Source organism: Peristeroidobacter agariperforans (assembly GCF_004138335.1).
Classification (GTDB): domain Bacteria; phylum Pseudomonadota; class Gammaproteobacteria; order Steroidobacterales; family Steroidobacteraceae; genus Steroidobacter; species Steroidobacter agariperforans.
In genome coordinates, this window is record NZ_RYFW01000002.1 from 179,732 (window position 1) to 196,194 (window position 16,463).

General features: G+C 62.6%; 14 protein-coding genes. 8 read left to right on the plus strand and 6 right to left on the minus strand.

The genetic code is table 11. The features are described from left to right. The first annotated feature begins 99 nt into the window (after positions 1–99). Genes EK373_RS14680 through EK373_RS14690 form a run of 3 tightly spaced genes read left to right on the plus strand, consistent with a single transcriptional unit; the run spans position 100 to position 4,169 of the window. A complete protein-coding gene (locus EK373_RS14680) occupies positions 100–1,515 on the plus strand; it encodes a nucleotide sugar dehydrogenase (RefSeq protein WP_129644148.1) in 1,416 nt (471 codons plus the stop codon). Positions 1,516–1,521: 6 nt separating this feature from the next. After that, positions 1,522–2,757, plus strand: a complete 1,236-nt coding sequence (locus EK373_RS14685; RefSeq protein WP_198683351.1) for a glycosyltransferase family 4 protein — start codon at positions 1,522–1,524, stop codon at positions 2,755–2,757. Between the two features lie 20 nt (positions 2,758–2,777). Next, positions 2,778–4,169 (plus strand): HAD family hydrolase, encoded by a 1,392-nt coding sequence (locus EK373_RS14690; RefSeq protein ID WP_198683352.1) that lies wholly within the window; start codon positions 2,778–2,780, stop codon positions 4,167–4,169. Here the strand turns inward: EK373_RS14690 and EK373_RS14695 are convergent. Both EK373_RS14695 and EK373_RS14700 read right to left on the minus strand, forming a co-directional pair. Further along, complete coding sequence (locus tag EK373_RS14695; protein WP_129644154.1) at positions 4,061–5,131, minus strand: glycosyltransferase; 1,071 nt, start codon at positions 5,129–5,131, stop codon at positions 4,061–4,063. The two genes, EK373_RS14690 and EK373_RS14695, sit on opposite strands and share 109 nt — an antisense overlap. Then, on the minus strand, positions 5,128–6,180 hold the full coding sequence (locus EK373_RS14700) for a glycosyltransferase family 2 protein (protein ID WP_129644157.1): 1,053 nt from the start codon (positions 6,178–6,180) through the stop codon (positions 5,128–5,130). The genes EK373_RS14695 and EK373_RS14700 overlap by 4 nt, the downstream gene beginning before the upstream one ends. 248 nt (positions 6,181–6,428) lie before the next feature. Between EK373_RS14700 and EK373_RS14705 the strand changes: the two genes are divergently transcribed. Genes EK373_RS14705 through EK373_RS14720 form a run of 4 tightly spaced genes read left to right on the plus strand, consistent with a single transcriptional unit; the run spans position 6,429 to position 10,783 of the window. Continuing rightward, positions 6,429–6,986 (plus strand): polysaccharide biosynthesis/export family protein, encoded by a 558-nt coding sequence (locus tag EK373_RS14705; RefSeq protein ID WP_198683353.1) that lies wholly within the window; start codon positions 6,429–6,431, stop codon positions 6,984–6,986. Further along, positions 6,973–8,157, plus strand: a complete 1,185-nt coding sequence (locus EK373_RS14710) for a hypothetical protein (protein WP_129644160.1) — start codon at positions 6,973–6,975, stop codon at positions 8,155–8,157. The genes EK373_RS14705 and EK373_RS14710 overlap by 14 nt, the downstream gene beginning before the upstream one ends. A 52-nt stretch (positions 8,158–8,209) precedes the next feature. Beyond that, positions 8,210–9,898 (plus strand): GumC family protein, encoded by a 1,689-nt coding sequence (locus EK373_RS14715; protein ID WP_198683354.1) that lies wholly within the window; start codon positions 8,210–8,212, stop codon positions 9,896–9,898. Between the two features lie 39 nt (positions 9,899–9,937). Then, positions 9,938–10,783 carry a CpsD/CapB family tyrosine-protein kinase gene (locus tag EK373_RS14720; RefSeq protein ID WP_129644166.1) on the plus strand — a complete coding sequence of 282 codons (846 nt, stop codon included), beginning with the start codon at positions 9,938–9,940 and terminating at the stop codon, positions 10,781–10,783. Here EK373_RS14720 and EK373_RS14725 read toward each other — a convergent pair. The 4 genes from EK373_RS14725 to EK373_RS14740 are packed head-to-tail and all read right to left on the minus strand — an operon-like array spanning position 10,769 to position 15,562. Next, a complete protein-coding gene (locus tag EK373_RS14725) occupies positions 10,769–11,392 on the minus strand; it encodes a serine O-acetyltransferase (protein ID WP_129644169.1) in 624 nt (207 codons plus the stop codon). The two genes, EK373_RS14720 and EK373_RS14725, sit on opposite strands and share 15 nt — an antisense overlap. Further along, a complete protein-coding gene (locus EK373_RS14730) occupies positions 11,389–12,393 on the minus strand; it encodes a lysylphosphatidylglycerol synthase transmembrane domain-containing protein (protein WP_129644172.1) in 1,005 nt (334 codons plus the stop codon). The genes EK373_RS14725 and EK373_RS14730 overlap by 4 nt, the downstream gene beginning before the upstream one ends. 12 nt (positions 12,394–12,405) lie before the next feature. Beyond that, positions 12,406–14,352 carry an asparagine synthase (glutamine-hydrolyzing) gene (gene asnB, locus EK373_RS14735; protein WP_129644175.1) on the minus strand — a complete coding sequence of 649 codons (1,947 nt, stop codon included), beginning with the start codon at positions 14,350–14,352 and terminating at the stop codon, positions 12,406–12,408. 22 nt (positions 14,353–14,374) lie between these two features. Continuing rightward, entirely contained in the window at positions 14,375–15,562 is a 1,188-nt protein-coding gene (locus EK373_RS14740; RefSeq protein ID WP_129644178.1) for a glycosyltransferase family 4 protein, read from the minus strand. A 133-nt stretch (positions 15,563–15,695) separates the two neighbouring features. On the opposite strand from EK373_RS14740, the gene EK373_RS14745 reads away from it, so the two are divergent. Continuing rightward, positions 15,696–16,457 carry a class I SAM-dependent methyltransferase gene (locus EK373_RS14745; protein ID WP_129644181.1) on the plus strand — a complete coding sequence of 254 codons (762 nt, stop codon included), beginning with the start codon at positions 15,696–15,698 and terminating at the stop codon, positions 16,455–16,457. Positions 16,458–16,463: the final 6 nt, after the last annotated feature.

Here is a 16,463-nt window from a genome sequence, read left to right on the forward strand (position 1 = left end):
TGCGATGCAGGGAACGGCGGCACAGAACTTGCCATTCTCTTCAGGGAACCGGGCGACTTCGCTGAGCGTCGGTCGGTACTTTCAACACGGAGACGAATGATGGCGTTGCAGATCGATAGCGTGAGCGCAGAAGCGCGTGCTCGCCGTGGGTGGCTGCGGGAGAGCGCTGAGGATGAAGACATTGCACCCGGCTCGCCGCGTCGAATCAGTATTTTCGGCTTGGGTTACGTCGGTGCGGTCTCGCTCGCCTGCCTGGCGCGCGACGGTCATGAGATGTTTGGCGTCGACATCGATCCTGGCAAGCTCGAGCTATTACGTCGCGGTCAGGCGCCCATCGTCGAAACCGGGATCCAGGAGCTGACCCGCGCCGTCATGCGTGGCGGCACAGTGAGCGTGACCGATTCGGTGCGCGATGCAATTCTCGCCACCGACATTTCATTCGTCTGCGTCGGTACGCCGGCGCGTCAGAACGGCAATCAGGATCTCGGCGCCATCACACGCATCGCCGAGCAGATCGGCGGAGTGCTGTCGGAGAAATCCACACGCCACGTCATCGTGATCCGGTCGACGGTCAAGCCGGGCACACTCGATGAAGTGATCAAGCCCGCCATCGAAGCCGCCTCGGGGCTGCAGGCAGGTCGCGATTTCAGCCTGTGCTTCCAGCCCGAGTTCCTGCGCGAAGGCACGTCGATCAACGACTATGACAATCCGCCGTTGACGGTCGTCGGTGCGGACGATCCGTACGCCGTCGAAGCGTTGCGCGGCATCTTCGGCCACTTGCCTTGCGAGTTCATGCACACCAGCGTGCGCACGGCGGAGATGCTGAAGTACGCCTGCAATGCCTTTCACGCGTTGAAGGTGACCTTCGCCAACGAGATTGGCCGCGTCTCGCAGGCGACCGGTGTCGATCCGCACGAGGTGATGAAGTTGCTGTGCATGGACCGGCAGCTCAACATTTCCTCCGCCTATCTGCGGCCGGGCTTTGCCTTTGGCGGCTCGTGCCTGCCGAAGGACCTGAAGGCGCTGCTGTATCTGGCGAAGAGCAACGACGTCGAGCTGCCGATGTTGAACAGCTTGCTGCCAAGTAATGCCGCGCACATCGATCACGCGGTGGATCGGGTGCTGGCGAGCGGGCGCCGCTCGGTCGGCATGATCGGGCTGAGCTTCAAGTCCGGCACCGACGATCTGCGCGAGAGTCCCCTGGTGGTCATGGCCGAACGCTTCATCGGCAAGGGCCTGCCGTTGTGCATTTTCGATCCGGAAGTCAACGTCGCGCGGCTGATCGGCGCGAACCGGCGCTTCATCGAAGAGAGCATTCCGCACATCGCCTCGCTGATGACCACGGACCTCGACGCGCTGGTGCGCGACTCGGATGTGCTAGTCGTGGCGATGAAAACGCCAGAAGTGCTGGCGGCGCTGCGGGCCCACACCCGGCCCGATCAGCTGTTGCTGGATATCGCCGTGCTGCCCGATCGCGAGAGCTATCAGGCGGCGTATCAGGGCGTGTGCTGGTAGCGGGTCATGTCGAATGCGGAAGAACAGACCCGGGTCATGAGCGCCGACGTCGCCGTTGCCCGTCGCCGCCGTGTGCTGATCATCGTCGAGAACCTGCCGCTGCCGTTCGACCGGCGCGTATGGCAGGAAGCGCGTACGTTGCACGCAAACGGCTACCAGGTGTCGATCATCTGCCCCAAGGGCAAGGGCTACGAGAAGAGCTTCGAGGAGCTCGAGGGCATCGCGATTCATCGCCATTCGATGCCGTTCGAGGCCGACGGTGCGCTCGGTTATGCGCTCGAGTACAGCTGGGCGTTGGCCGCCGAATTCCTGTTGTCGCTGAAGATTTGTTTCGGCCGGGGCTTCGATGTGATCCATGGCTGCAATCCGCCGGACATGATTTTCCTGATCGGCGGCTTCTACAAGCTGTTCGGCAAGAAGTTCCTGTTCGATCACCACGACATCAATCCGGAGCTGTACGAAGCGAAGTTTCAGCGCCGCGACGTCTTCTATCGGCTGATGCTGGCGCTGGAGCGCTGGACGTTTCGCACCGCCGACGTGTGCGTGGCCACCAACGAGTCGTACAAGAGAATCGCGATCGAGCGTGGCGGCCAGCAGCCGAACAAAGTGTTCGTGGTGCGCAGCGGCCCGGACCTGCGGCGCTTGAAAGTCTTGCCGCCGCAGCCGGAGCTGAAGCGCGGGCGCAAATATCTGGTTGGTTATGTCGGCGTGATGGGACGCCAGGAAGGCATCGATGGCTTGCTGACCGCGGTTCAGCACATCGTGCACGGAATGGGGCGCACCGACATTCATTTCGGCCTGGTCGGCGGCGGCACCGAGCTGGACGCGATGCGCAAGCTCGCACAGGAGCTGCGTGTCGCCGATTACGTGACCTTCACCGGCCGCGTGCCCGATGCGGAACTGCTCGCCATGCTCAACACGGCGGACGTGTGCGTGAATCCCGATGTCGCCAACGAGATGAACGACAAGTCCACCATGAACAAGATCATGGAGTACATGGCGCTGGGTAAACCCATCGTTCAGTACGACCTGACCGAGGGGCGCGTGTCGGCGCAGCAGGCGTCGCTGTACGCCCGGCGCAACGATCCCATCGACATGGCGCAACAGATCGTGACGTTGCTGGATGACGAGCCCCGACGGAAGCAGATGGGAGAGTGGGGCCGCGAGCGGGTGAAGAATTCGCTGGCTTGGGAGCACGAGGTGCCGCGGCTGCTGGCGGCCTATGAAACGCTGTTTACTTGAGGGCGAGGACAATTCGATACGTGGTGCTAGCCGCTGGCTTTGATGGAACGCTGGCTCGCGATGGGCGTTGCGACGAGCGTTGTATCGAGGTATTGCGTGAGTTGTCGGCGACCGGCCGCAAATTGATTCTGGTGACCGGGCGCGAATTGCGACGGCTGCTGGAGATATTCCCCGAAGCACGTCTGTTCGATTACATCGTCGCCGAGAACGGCGCGGTGCTGCATCGGACGGCGACCCGACAATCCGAAATTCTCGGCCAGGCGCCGCCGGAGATCCTGCTGCAGGAGCTGCGGCGCCGGCAGGTCACGCCGCTGCGGGTGGGCAGCTCGATCATCAGCACGGCTGCGAAATATTTCGAGGTGGCGCGCGAGGCGTTGCGCAAGCTCAAGCTGCACATGGATTACGAGCTGGTGACCAACGACGACACGTTGCTCATCCTGCCACCGGGCATCGACAAAGCATCGGGCATGAACGAGGCGCTGCGTGAACTCGGTGTCTCGCGTCATAACCTGGTTGCCATCGGCAACGCCGAGAACGATCTGCCGTTGCTGGCATCTGCCGAGCACGCCGTGGTCGTGAACAATGCCGCCGAGTCCATCAAGGAAGCGGCGGATCGGGTCACGCAAGGCGAGTACTGCGAGGGCTTCCTCGAGCTGGCGCGCGATCTGATCGCGACCGATCTCGCAGCCTCGGTCCCCAGGCGCCGTGTGGTGCTGGGCAAAGGCGAGGATCAACGCGAGATCCTGTTGTCGCCGTGCCAGGACTCGGTGCTGGTCAGCGGGCCGGATGAAGCGGCCCGGAGCTTGATCTGCAATCGTCTGCTCGATCAGTTGATGCAGCAGGATTATCAGTGCTGTGTCATCGGCGCCGACCGGAACGTTCCGTTCGCGGCGTCGCGCTCCAGCTTCGCGGACATGAGCAGTTGGGGCGATGCCCACGATGCGCCAAGGCTGACCGACGTGCTGACGGCGCTCGAACCGCCCACTCACAGCATCGAGATCAATCTGGCCGCCTTGCCGCCAGAGACGCGGCCGGTGTTCGTCGACGCGTTGTTGTTACAGCTGCAGGCGCTGCACGATCGCGCCGGCCGTCCGCATTGCATTCTGATTCATCATGCGCACCACTTCCTGACCGGCAGCCAGGCGGCGAACGCCATCCGGCGCCTGTCTGAAGTGACCATGATTTATTCGACGGCCGAAGCCAGTCAGTTGCCCTCGGCGGTGTTGAACGATGTGAAGCTCACCATCGCCACCGGACAGCCGGGCGTCGACGCGCCGGACGTTGCCGGCGCGTCGACCGAGGCTCAAGCCGTCATTGCTGGCGGCTCGGTGTGCCGGATCTCTCTGTTGCGGCCGTCGCCCGGCTCGACATCGGTGACTTCGACCGAGGAAGTCACCGTGCCGGGATTCTGATCGGGATACTGAATCACTTCCTGCACCCGATAGTCCTTCATGCCGCGCGCATGAGTGAAGATGATCAGCTCGCCCAACAGGCCGAGCGCGAACACTTGCATGCCCAGCACCACCAGCAGCGCGCCTAGCAGCAGCGCCGGCCGATCGGCGAGCTTCTCGTCGAAGAGCAGTCGCTGCACGCTGAGGAACGCGATGATGGCCGCGCCGATGCCGAAGGTCGCAGCGCCCAACATGCCGAAGAACCGCAACGGCCGCTTGGTGAAGCGCACCAGGAAGAAGATGCTGAACAGGTCGAGCACATGGTGTGCGTATTGCTTCGGCCGATACGCCCGCTGCAGGCGATCGAGCGGCGACTGGCGCATGGCGACTTCGCTGACGCGGAAGCCCAGGCGCGTGGCGAGGATGGCCATGAAGCGATGCTGGTCGCCGTACAGGTCCATCTCTTCGAACACCTGGCGGCGCATCGCACGGGCGCCGCAGCCGAGGTCCTGCAGTCGGGCGCCGGTGACGAAATTCACCAGCCCGTGGAAGGCGCTGCGACGCATGCGATCGAACATGTTGCCGTAGCGGGGCGAGCGATAGCCGATCGCCATGTCCGAGGAGCTCAGCGCCGCGACCAGCTTCGGAATGTCCTGCGCCTCGATCTGGTGATAGGCCGGCAAGGTGACGATCACGCTGCCCTGGGCGCGCTCGAAGCCAGCCATCAACGCAGCAGCCTCGCCGAAGCTGCGTGTCAGACTGATGACGGTGATGTCTTCGCCATCGTTCAACAGCTCCTCCAGCGCGCGGCTGGCATCGGTGCGATCGCCGTCGAGGACGAAGATGAACTCGAAGGGCAGGCCGACGGCTGCGATGCCGGCCTTGTATTGCGCATACAGAGGCCGCAGCTCCGAGCGTCGCCCGCACACGGGCACGATGACGGAGATCGACGGCAGTGAAGGTGTCAGAGGCTGAGTGCTCATGAGGTTGTCGTCACTGGTTGCGAGGGCGGCGCCTTGGGACTATCGCCACGACGGCGCCGTATGGTTTGTGTCAGTCGGAAGAACTCGTTGTCACGAATGTCGCCGCGCGAATAGATCAGCTCAGCTAACGCGCCACTGCACAAAAGGATCGTGCCCGACGCCAAAAAAATAATTCCGGTGCCTGCCAGCGGCAGCGATAGTTGCGCCCGATCGGTGATCAGCGTCACGAACGTGTGCGCGAGCATGCCGAACGCGCCCAGGAACAGCGGCACCGCCAGCAGCGCGAACCAACGCAACGGCCGCGACGCGAAGGTAGTCACGGTCTTGATGACCATCAGATCCAGCAAGACCTTGTAGATGCGCGACAGACCGTACTTGGACTGGCCGTAGCGACGCGCGTGATGGCGCACTCGAATCTGTGCGACGCGCGGCCCGGCGATGGAGGCCATGGCTGGAATGAAACGGTGCATTTCCGAGTAGAGCGGAATGCTCTTGATCAGCTCGGCGCGGAATGCCTTGAGCGAACAGCCGTTGTCCCGAATGGGCACACCGGTGACCTTGCCGATCAGAACATTGGCGATGCGCGAGGGAATCTTGCGCGTCACCAGCTTGTCCTGACGGTTGTGACGCCACCCGACCACGATGTCGTAGCCGGCTTCGATCTGCTCCAGCAAATGTTTGATGTCGGCCGGATCGTTCTGCAGGTCGCCGTCCATGGTGACCAGAATTTCGCCGCGCGCGTGCTCGATACCCGCGGCCATGGCCGGCGTCTGGCCATAATTGCGGCGGAATTTCACCAGTCGCAGACGCGAATCGAAACGGGCGATCTGGCGCGCGATCTCGGCCGTGTCGTCGCGACTGCCGTCGTCGACGAACACCATTTCGAACGTGCAGCCGATATCGCCCAGCGCCTGCACTATGGCGGCGTAGAGCGGGCGAATGCTTTCCTGCTCGTTGTACAACGGCACGATGACTGAAAGCCGTGGCCGCGACGTCTCCGGCGCTTCCTGGACGGGCCCTGATTCAGTTGTAACTTTTGCACCAGTCATCCTGTATTTCCCGACGTTCTTACAACCTTTCCCTGCGTCGGCGGTATTCGCCTTTTGCAGGAACTCTTCTCACACGCACGTCATTGCTTGGTCATAGTGACAACGCGGCGGCGAATCCTGGTGTCCCGTCGCGGTGCCGCTGACAAGCGACACGCTGTTTCGTTGGCACATGACGTGCAAAGGACAGGCCAACGTAACAGGCAAATAACCAACGAACGTACGGTCAAGGTTCGACAGGAGCAGAATCGATGGCGAGAATGCGAGGAATCTGGGCGCTGCTGGCGATGTGTGTACTGGGCCTGCAGGCCGCGCACGCGCAGCAGGCGTCATATATCGTCAAGCCGGGTGACACCCTGGAAATTTCGGTGTGGAAGGAGCCGGACCTGCAGCGTCAGGTGCTGGTGCGCCCGGATGGCGCTTTTTCATTTCCACTGGTAGGTGAGATCGATGCGCGCGGCAAGACCGTCGGCGATCTCAACAAGCTGGTGGCGGATCGCCTCGCCAAATACATCTCCGGCGCAGTGGTGACCGTGTCCGTGCAGGAGATCAAAGGCAACAAGATCTTCGTGCTCGGGCAGGTGAACAAGCCGGGCGAGTTCATCGTCAATCCGAGCGTCAACATCATGCAGGCGTTGAGCATGGCCGGCGGCATGACGCCATTCGCGGCCACCAACGACATCATCGTGCTGCGTGGCCAGGGCGAGAAACAAACCGCGATGGCATTTCGCTACCCCGAGGTAGTGCGCGGCAAGCGTCTGGAAACCAACATCGAGCTCATCGCAGGAGACATCGTTGTTGTGCCGTAATCGTTCGATCGGCCGCTGCTGGGCCAGCCTGCCGTTGGCGCTCGCTGCTTGCAGCGCCGGCGCGGCCAACTGGGAAGTCGCGCCTCGCGTGCAGGCGGGCTATCGTTACAACGACAACTATCACCTCGAACAGCCAGGCGGCGAAGTGGAAGTGTCGGGCGGCGAAGCGGAGGTGGGTGTGACCTTCAGGACGGTCGATCCGCGCACCAACTTCGAGATCACGCCGCGCATCAACTCGACGTACTTCCCGGACGAACGAGACGAGGACTCGACCGACTACTACCTCAATGCCGGCTTCTCCGACATCACACCGCGTCGGCGCATCAACGTGCCGTTTCTGTATTCGCAGGAAGACGTGGTGGACAGCGAACTGCCGGACACCAGCGACGGCGGCGGCTTGGGCGAGCCGGACCAGGGCGACTCGGGCCGCTTCCTGGCCCGCAATCGCCGCGACTTCTTCCGGATCGCGCCTTCGTTCGGCTACGACCTCTCGCAACGCTATCGCCTGGAACTGGATGCGCACTACCTGCAGGCCGACTTCGACAATCAGCTGCCTGGGGCGCAACAGGATTTCAGCGAATTCGGCGCAGGCGCAGGCTTCGGCTTCCTGACATCGCAGCGCTCGACTTTGTTCGTACGTGCCTTGGGCTTCCAGTACGACACCACGACCACGACCGACGCCTTTGGCGGCGAATTTGAATGGAATACACAGTACTCGGAGAACTCGCGGGCCTACATCCGGCTCGGCGCCCAGCAGACCAAGCCGGAGGACGGCGCGAGCGACACCAACATCATCGCCGGCGCCGGCGGCCAGTGGTCGACCCAGCGTAACCGGCTGTTCCTGGACCTGACCCGCAGCGTCGGGCCGGTTGCGGCGGGAACCGTGGTGGAGCGTTATCAGTTGCGTCTGAGGGTCGATCATGACGTATCGCAACGCTTTGCCTTGCGCGCCGGCGCCCGCCTGTCCCAGGACGAAGAGACTCAGGATGGCACTTATCCCACGCGCAAGTACGCCATTGGCGAGCTGGGTTTCGAGTGGCGCTGGCTGCGGCAGTGGTCGCTCATCGGCAGCTACAACTATCGGTGGCAGGAGTACGAAGACGAGCCTTCCGATGCCGACGCCAGCGCCTTCCTGATTGGAATCGTGTACGAACCGAAACGCGCCCAATAAGCCACGGCCACCTATTAGCCCAAAGCAGCGTATGTCAGCCACCCCGAGTCAAATGCAAACGCCTCCGCCCCCTTATCCCGGCTATGAGCAGGAGAGTGCCGGTTTCAGCGAATACCTCGGCATTCTGCGCAGACGGCGCAAGCTGCTGCTGGCGGTGGGGCTGCCCATCGTCGCCGTCGGTGCGACGCTCGCACTAGCCTTGCCCGACGTGTATCGCTCCGAGGGCCAGATCGAGATCGAGGGCGCGCAGGCCGTCAAACAAAATCCCAACGCACTCGCGCAGGATCCGGAGGAATCGCCGTACGCCGATCAGTACGTGCGCAGCTTGAGCACGGTGGTGTTGAGCGATCGCAATCTCGCCAAGCTGCTGGCCGAGCATCAGCTCTACGACCACCAGGCCGACGATCCGGCAGGCGCGCTCAAAGATCTGCGTAGCGACATCAAAGTCGACATCGTGACCGTGCCGATTCTCGATCCGAACACCGGTCGCGAGCGCGACGTGGTGACGGCCTTCACTGTCGGCTACGACAACAAACAACCGCAGCGTGCACAGGAAGGCGCGGAGTGGCTGGTCAATGCGTTCCTCGCGGAGAATCGCAACGATCGTCAGCGCCAGGCGGGCGGCAGAGCGAAGTTCTTTGCAGGCGAAGCGGAGCGCATGCGCACGCATGTCGCACAGCTGGAAGGCAAGCTCGCGGCGTTCAAACAAAAGAACGCCGGCAAGTTGCCCGAGCTGAATGAAATGAACCTCAATGTGATGGATCGCACCGAGAACGACATCCAGAACGTCGAGTCGCAGATGCAGGCCCTGCGTCGTGAACGAGTGTACCTCGTGTCGCAACTCGCGCAGGCCCGTTCGGTGAGTCCGGAAGCGGGCAATCTGCGCGCGCTCGAGGATCAATATGCGCGCATGAGCGTCCAATACGATCAGAGCCATCCCGATCTGATCATGCTGCGTCGTCAGATCGATCAGTTGAAAGCGGGCGGCTCGGGCGCCGGTCTGTCGCTGAAGGGGCAGCTGCAAACACAACGTTCCATCCTCGCCGAAGCTCGTCAGCGCTACAGCGAGAGTCATCCGGATGTCCAGCGCATCCAGCGCAATATCGAGGCACTGGAAGCGCGCATCGCTTCAGGGGAGACCGCCGATGTCGGCACGGCGGTCGACTCGCCAATGGCCATGCAGCTGCAAACTCAGTTGAATGCTACGGACACGCAGCTGGCGGCGTTGCAGGCCCGCGCGATGGAGTTGCGCACCAAGCTGACCGGCCTGGAAGGACGCATCGTCGCGGCGCCGGAAGTCGAGCGCGAATATCAGGCGGTGACCCGCGATCTCGCGAGCGCACGCGCCAAGTACGACGAGCTGCTGAAGCGCCAGATGGATGCCGAAGTGAGCGAAGCCGCCATTGCCGGCGGCACCGCCGACAAGTTTCAGGTGAAGAGCTCGCCGAAGATTCCGGAAGAGCCGGCCAAGCCGGCACGCCTCGCCATCATGATCATTGCGCTGGTGCTGGGCGCGATTGCCTCGCTCACTGCTGTGATCCTGGCGCAGTTGATGGATGCGACGGTGCGTGGCGCGCGCGATATTCAAGACATTCTGGGCGTCACGCCGCTGACCTCGGTGCCGGTCATCAAACATTCCGGCGCCAAGAAGCCCAAGCGAGGCGCGCCGGCGTATGCTGCTACAGCTGCCGCGGCCGTCGCGATTCTCGCGTTAGCGGTCGTTGTTAGATTCGTTGCCTGACCCGAGCAGGGTCCATCTGAAAGTTACGAGAGCACGCAAATGAGCATTATCGAAGAGGCAGTGCGCAAGACCGCGGAACGCTATCAACGCTCTGCGCCGCCGCCCGAGCAGGGGGCCGCTCGTCCCCGGCTGCGGCGCGTGCCGCCTCCTGCCACGGAGACGGCGAATGTACGGCGCTTTCAGCCGGTCACGCTGGATCGCGCCCTGCTGGACGACAACAACATCATTTCCGGGATGAGCGATCCGGGCGCGCTGCGTGCCTACAAGATTCTGCGCACCCGGTTGTTACGCAGGCTCGAAGCCAATCAGTGGCGTTCGTTCGCCGTGACCGGCGCGACTCCCGGTGAAGGCAAGACATTGACCTCGATCAATCTGGCCATGGCGCTGGCGCAGGACTCGAACACCTGGGTGTTCCTGGTCGATCTGGATCTGCAACGTCCCAAAGTCGCCAGCTACCTGGGACTCAACAACAGCCTGGGCGAGCGCGGCCTGACCGATTTTCTGCTCGGCGATGCGACGTTCGAGCAGATCGTCTACTCGCCCACCGGCATGGATCGTCTCGCCGTCGTGCCGAATTTCCAGACGGTCGCGAACGCGTCGGAGCTGCTCACCTCGCCGCGCATGGACGAGCTGGTGCAGGGGCTCGAGGCGGAGATGCCACGGCGGATCGTGATATTCGACATGCCGCCGGTGCTGGCGTCCGACGACGTGCTGGCATTCTCGCCGCAGGTCGATGGCATGTTGATGGTGGTCGGCGAAGGCTACACCAGTCGCGACGCTCTCAAGAGCGCCAAGGCGCTGCTGCAGGAAATGAATTTGCTGGGCGTGGTGTTGAATCGATCCGAGTCGCAGGACCAGGGGGCGTATTACTCATACGCCCGCTGATTCGTCTTCGTTCGTCGGCCGGTTGCCCGCATAAGAAATGATCTTGAAGCCCGGGTCCAGCACGGCAATCGCGTTGTCCGGCAGATCCTTGTGGATCACGGCATTCGCGCCGACCTTGACGTTGTTGCCGATGGCGATCTTGCCGAACAGGCGGGCGCCTGGCGCGATATAAACATTGTCGCCGATCGTCGGCGCGCCGCGTTTTGCTCCACTGCCGGAGACGCCGATCGTGATCCCCTGAGACAGGTTGCAGTCGCGGCCGATCACCGCGATCGGCGACACGGTGATGCCGCCGTAATGGCCGATATAAAGACCCGGCCCGATCTGAGCGGTGCGCGGAATCTCGATCCCCCACAAAGCTTGCACGAAAAAATCCAGGATCACGTAGAGCGGATCGAGCAGGATGCGCAGCGCTTTGGGCCGACTGCGGCTCCATTGCCCGAACCGCAACACCAGCACCGCGTGCACGCCGGGAGAGCGAATGCAGCTGAGCAGGCGTTGCAACGTGCTGCCTGAGGTCATTGCATAACGACGCCGCAAATCGGCGCGCAATGGACTTTCCGCCCGCCGCGAACGCTTGGCGGGCAATACCGAGCTGGGTGAATTCATGTCGATGTTCTGATGTTCGTAGATTCAGATACTGCAGCCACCGGTTCGACCGGCGGACGCACCCCCGTGCGGGCCGCAAGCATCAACCACCAAGGGAACCATACAACTATCTGCAAGGCGCGTGCCGCCAGCGAAACCGCGAGCGCGTCCGCCGGTTTCACACCTCCCAGGGCCATGATCGCGATGAAGATGCCTTCGTAGACACCGATGCCATCCAGCGAAACAGGCAAGCGCGAGACCAGGATGGCCAGCGGTACGGCAGCGAATATGAATGCGGGACTGAACGGGACTTCCAGCGCCCGCGCGACCAAGCCGTAACAAATGATCACGAGGATGTGCTCGGCCAGCGTCAGCGCCGAGAATGCAGCGATCCGGGGTCGATCCGACGCCAGCGAAACGTAGGCTTCGTGCAGGCGTTCGAGCAGGCGCACCGCTTTGCTGTCCCTGAAGCGGGCAGGCACCAGCCGCAGCACCGAGCTCAGCGCATGATCGCTGAATGAAAACACCAGGATGGTGATTGCTCCGAGCAGGCCGGCCACGCCGAGCGCGAGCGCATAGTCGTAGGCCCTGTCATGCGGCAGCATCGCTCGCAGCAGGATCAAACTGGCCACGGCAGTCAGCAGCGCGATGATGAAGCCGATGCCACGCTCCACGAGAATCGTCGCCAGCGTGTCGTCGACGCGCACACCGAAACGACGCACGAGCATGACGCGAATGCCATCGGCGCCGACCGTGCTCGGCAGCGCCAGGCCCCACATCATGGCGCTACAGTAGACCATCAACTTGTGGGCAAGCGAGATGCTGTAGCCCCGTATCGCCAGCAGCAAGCCCCATTTGTAGCTCATCAGCACGCGATCCAGCAGAAAGGCCAGCAGCGCGATGCCGGCCCACAAAGGATCGCAGTTGCCCAAGGTCGCGAGCACCGAGCTTACATCCACCACATAGATCAACAGCAGCGCGCACAACAGCAGCGTGACAGTGATCCGCAGCCACGTTTTCATCTTATGAGCGGCTCAGCTGGCGCGGCGCGCGCCGTGTTCGTCGGCCGCCAGCTCGCGACGCAAGTCTTCCTTGGACTGGCCCAGGATGGACATGCGATACCAGACTTCCGCGTTGATCAGCAGCCACAGCCGGTTGCCGTGATCCGCGCGCTTGGCGAGATGTTCGTCGACGAGTTGCGCAATAGCCTGACGATCGAGCACGCGGTCCTGTACCAGCTGCGATTGCCTCAGGCAGGACTGGTACAGACGCGTGTATTCGGTTTGCAGCAGATAGGGCAGGGCGGAGGAGAACCCCTGCTTGGGACGATCCAGAATCTCTGGAGGCAGGTAGCGCGCTGCGAGTTTGCGTTGGATATAACGCAAAGTGCCGCCGCGCACTTTCATGGACGCTGGCAGTCGTGCCGCGAAGCTCGCCAGCTCGTGATCCATGAACGGGCTGCGCGCCTCCAGCCCGTGCGCCATGCAGATCCGGTCGGTGATCATCACCGGATGATTGGGCAGCCGCACCAGGCTGTCGGCGTAGAGCATGCGATCCAGCTCGCCGCCTTCGGACTCTTCGTACGGGCGGCGGATGGCGGCTTCCGCATCCAGCTCCGACCAGCGGTGCTGGACATCGCGTGCATACAGCTGACGCCGCCGCTCCGGATCGAAATAGAAATAGTTGAGGCTTGCCGCGTAGCGCGCACTGCCGGAATGAAACGAAAGATGGTGCAGCCAGCGCAGCTGATGGCCCAGGCTCTTGTACCAACCGGCCTCCGGGATCATCGCCATCGCGGGCGCCAGCACCTTGCGACGCAGGCCTTCCGGCAAGCGGCCGTAGCGGGCGGCGTAGAGGTTGCCGTAATAGCGATCGTAGCCGCCGAACAACTCATCGCCGCCATCGCCGCCGATGACGACCTTCACGTGCTGTCGGGTGAACTTCGCGAGCAGCCACGTACACAGTGACAGCGGATCCGAGGGCTCATCGAGTGCCCACACCAGATCCGGCAGATGCGCGGCGATCTCGGGTAGCACGCGCTCTTCGTGATGTTCGGTGGCGAACAGATTCGCCACGGCGCGGGCAGCGGGCGCTTCATCGAAGCGCTGATAGCGCAGGCCCATAGTGAAGGTCGGCAGCTTCGTTACCTTCAGATCGCGCGACAACATTGCCACCAGCAAGCTCGAATCCATGCCGCCGCTCAGGAACGCGCCGACCGGCACATCGCTCTCCATGTGCAGTCGAAGGGTCTCCTGCAGTTTGGCTTGCAACTCATCGAGCAGATGCTCTTCGTTGCCCGCGAGCTTCGGACTCTGCTGGAGGCGCCAGTAGCGGCGGATCTGTGGGGCGCCCCCTGGTTGGATCGTGAGCAGGTGACCCGGCGGCAGCTTGTGAATGCCCTGATACATGGTCAGCGGCGCATCGATGAGGCGCAGCGCCAGATATTGATCGAGCGCGGCCAGATTCATCCGCTGACGGCGCCGGTCCAGTGCCCGCAGTGCCTTGATCTCGGACGCGAACGCGAAGCCTTGCTCGCCGGCGCAATAGAACAGCGGCTTCTGTCCCAGGTGATCGCGGGCAGCCAGCAGGCGTTTGCGTTTGGTATCCCACAAGGCGAACGAGAACATGCCGCGCAGGTGATCGAGCAGTTGGTCGCCGTGACGTTCATACAGGCCGAGAATGACTTCGCAGTCGCTGTTCGTAAGAAAGCGATGGCCGTCCTGTTCGAGGCGGGCACGCAGCTCGCGATAGTTGTAGATCTCGCCATTGCAAACGAGGACCAGCGAGCGGTCCTCGTTGTACAAAGGTTGCCGCCCGCCGGCCAGATCGATGATGGACAGCCGGCGATGCCCCAGCGTCACATACGCGTCGTGATGAATTCCTTCGCCATCCGGCCCCCGATGCTCGAGCGCGCCGAGCATTCGCTTGAGCGGCTGCTCGCGTTGCGGGTCGGGACTGATGATGCCGGCTATGCCACACATGTTCTGGAAGTGGGTCTACGAATTAGGAAGACGGCGACGTGAGGCCCTTCGGCGTTCCGGCGCGACGTTCGATGGCAGCCTCGAAGATGGACTCATACCGGGCAGCGCAGGTATCGATGAAATAGTTCTCGACCAGTTGCCTGTTGTGGCGGCCCTGGCGCTCACGCGCTTCATGATCCCGGTGCAGCTCGATGAGCGCGCGTACGAACGCTTCCTGATCGTTGAGCTTTACCACGTGACCGGTCTCGCCGGTCACCAGGAAATCTGTCTGCCCGCCGCGGTCGTAACAGAGCACGGGCAATCCGAAAGCCATTGCCTCCAGGAACACCAGGCCGAAGCCCTCGTGCTGACTTGCCGTCACGAACGCATCGGCGACCGACAGCGCGGCATATTTCTCCGCATCCGACACTTGCCCGAGCATGTGCACTCGATTGCGCACGCCCAGTTCGGTCGCGCGCTGTTCGACAGCCGGCGCATCCGGGCCGTCGCCGACGATGACGAGGTGCGCATTGGCAATATCGCTGGCGGCGAAATTATCGATCAGCTGTACCGTCGCTTTGCGCGCCACGAGCCGACCGATGGTGATCATTACAAAGGCGTCGGGCGGCAGGCCGAGGTCTTGGCGTGAGGCGGCGCTCACCGAGGGCGGCCGATCGATCCCGAGCGGAATCAGCTCGACCGGCCGGCGTACGCCATAGAGCTCGGTCACGTGACGCACGGTGTCGCGCGATTGACCGACCACATCGTCAGCGGCGCGCAGCATCCAACGCACGGCAGCTCGTAGCGGCGCGTGCAGGTGTGGCGAACTGCCCTTGCTGGGATCGAACAAGTCGCCACCGTGCACGGACAAAACATTGGGCACGTCGTGCCAGCGCGCCAGGGCATGGCCGAGCGGACCGGTCGGAACGACGAAGTGGGTATTGATCACGTCGAAGTCATTCCTGTTGAAGCGCAGGCCGCGGAGAAATCCCGTCGGCAGATAAGCAGCCATGGACGGGAAATTCGCCACTGCCAGCTCGCGACGAAAGAACACGGGAACTCGCAACACGCGTACGCCGCCGTCGCGATCGTCGGAGAGTAGTCCTCCAGCGCGCGAAGTGAGTACTGTCACTTCGTGACGACGGGCGAGCTGCCGCGCGAGCGCGGCCATGACCACTCCGCCGCCGCCGCCCAGCGGCGGATATTCGTAATTGCAAAAAAGGATGCGCATGGTTCGAACAGAGGAGCAAGTTCCATGCCGCTGTCGCAGCGTGCAATTCCGTCAATTCGCGCGGAACTAATCGCGTGGGCGCCGTATTTAGCCGAATGACCTCACGGTCAGAATTTTCTGGGGATCTCGGATCATGAGTGCTCAGCCCATCGTTACCGAACGCGCGGTGTCGCAACGTCGTGTCATGGCGGCGCGCCTGGAGCCATTCGACTCCTACTGGCAGGCGCCTGCCAATATCGAAGCCGGTTACAGCTCGTTCGCGGCCTATTACCGCGCCAATTACCTGCCGCACCTGCCGGCGGACAAGTCCGCAAAAATTCTGGTTGTGAGCTGCGGGCCGGGCTATCTAGTCAATGTGTTAGCGCAATCGGGCTACCAGAACGTGATCGGCATCGATTCCGACCCGGCCAAGGTCGAGCATGCGCGCCGTCGCAACCTGCCGTGCGAAGCGGCGGAAGCCTTTCCCTATCTCGAGAAGTGCCGCGGCGAGTTCGACGTAATCATTCCGGAGCAGGAGCTGAATCATCTGACTCACGAGGAGACGATCGAATTCCTGCAGTTGTGTCACGCCGCCCTGCGGCCGGGTGGTCGCACGATCGTCTATGCGATGAACGGCGCCAATCCGTTCGTCGGCGCTGAAAACCTTGCGCACAACATTGACCATTTTTACATCGTCACGGAATACAGCCTGGGCCAGCTGTTGCAGCTCGGCGGCTTCAAGGACATCAAGCCGTTCGCGCTGAAGCTGTATGTGTTCTGGAAGAATCCGTTGAACTATGTCGGGCTGGCCGTGACCGGCGTGCTGGAGCTCGGCATGAAGATTCTGTTCCGGATGTACGGCAAGAAGGTGAGCGTGCTGAGCAAGAAAGTCGCTGCGGTCGCGATCCGCAGCTGAGCGGAC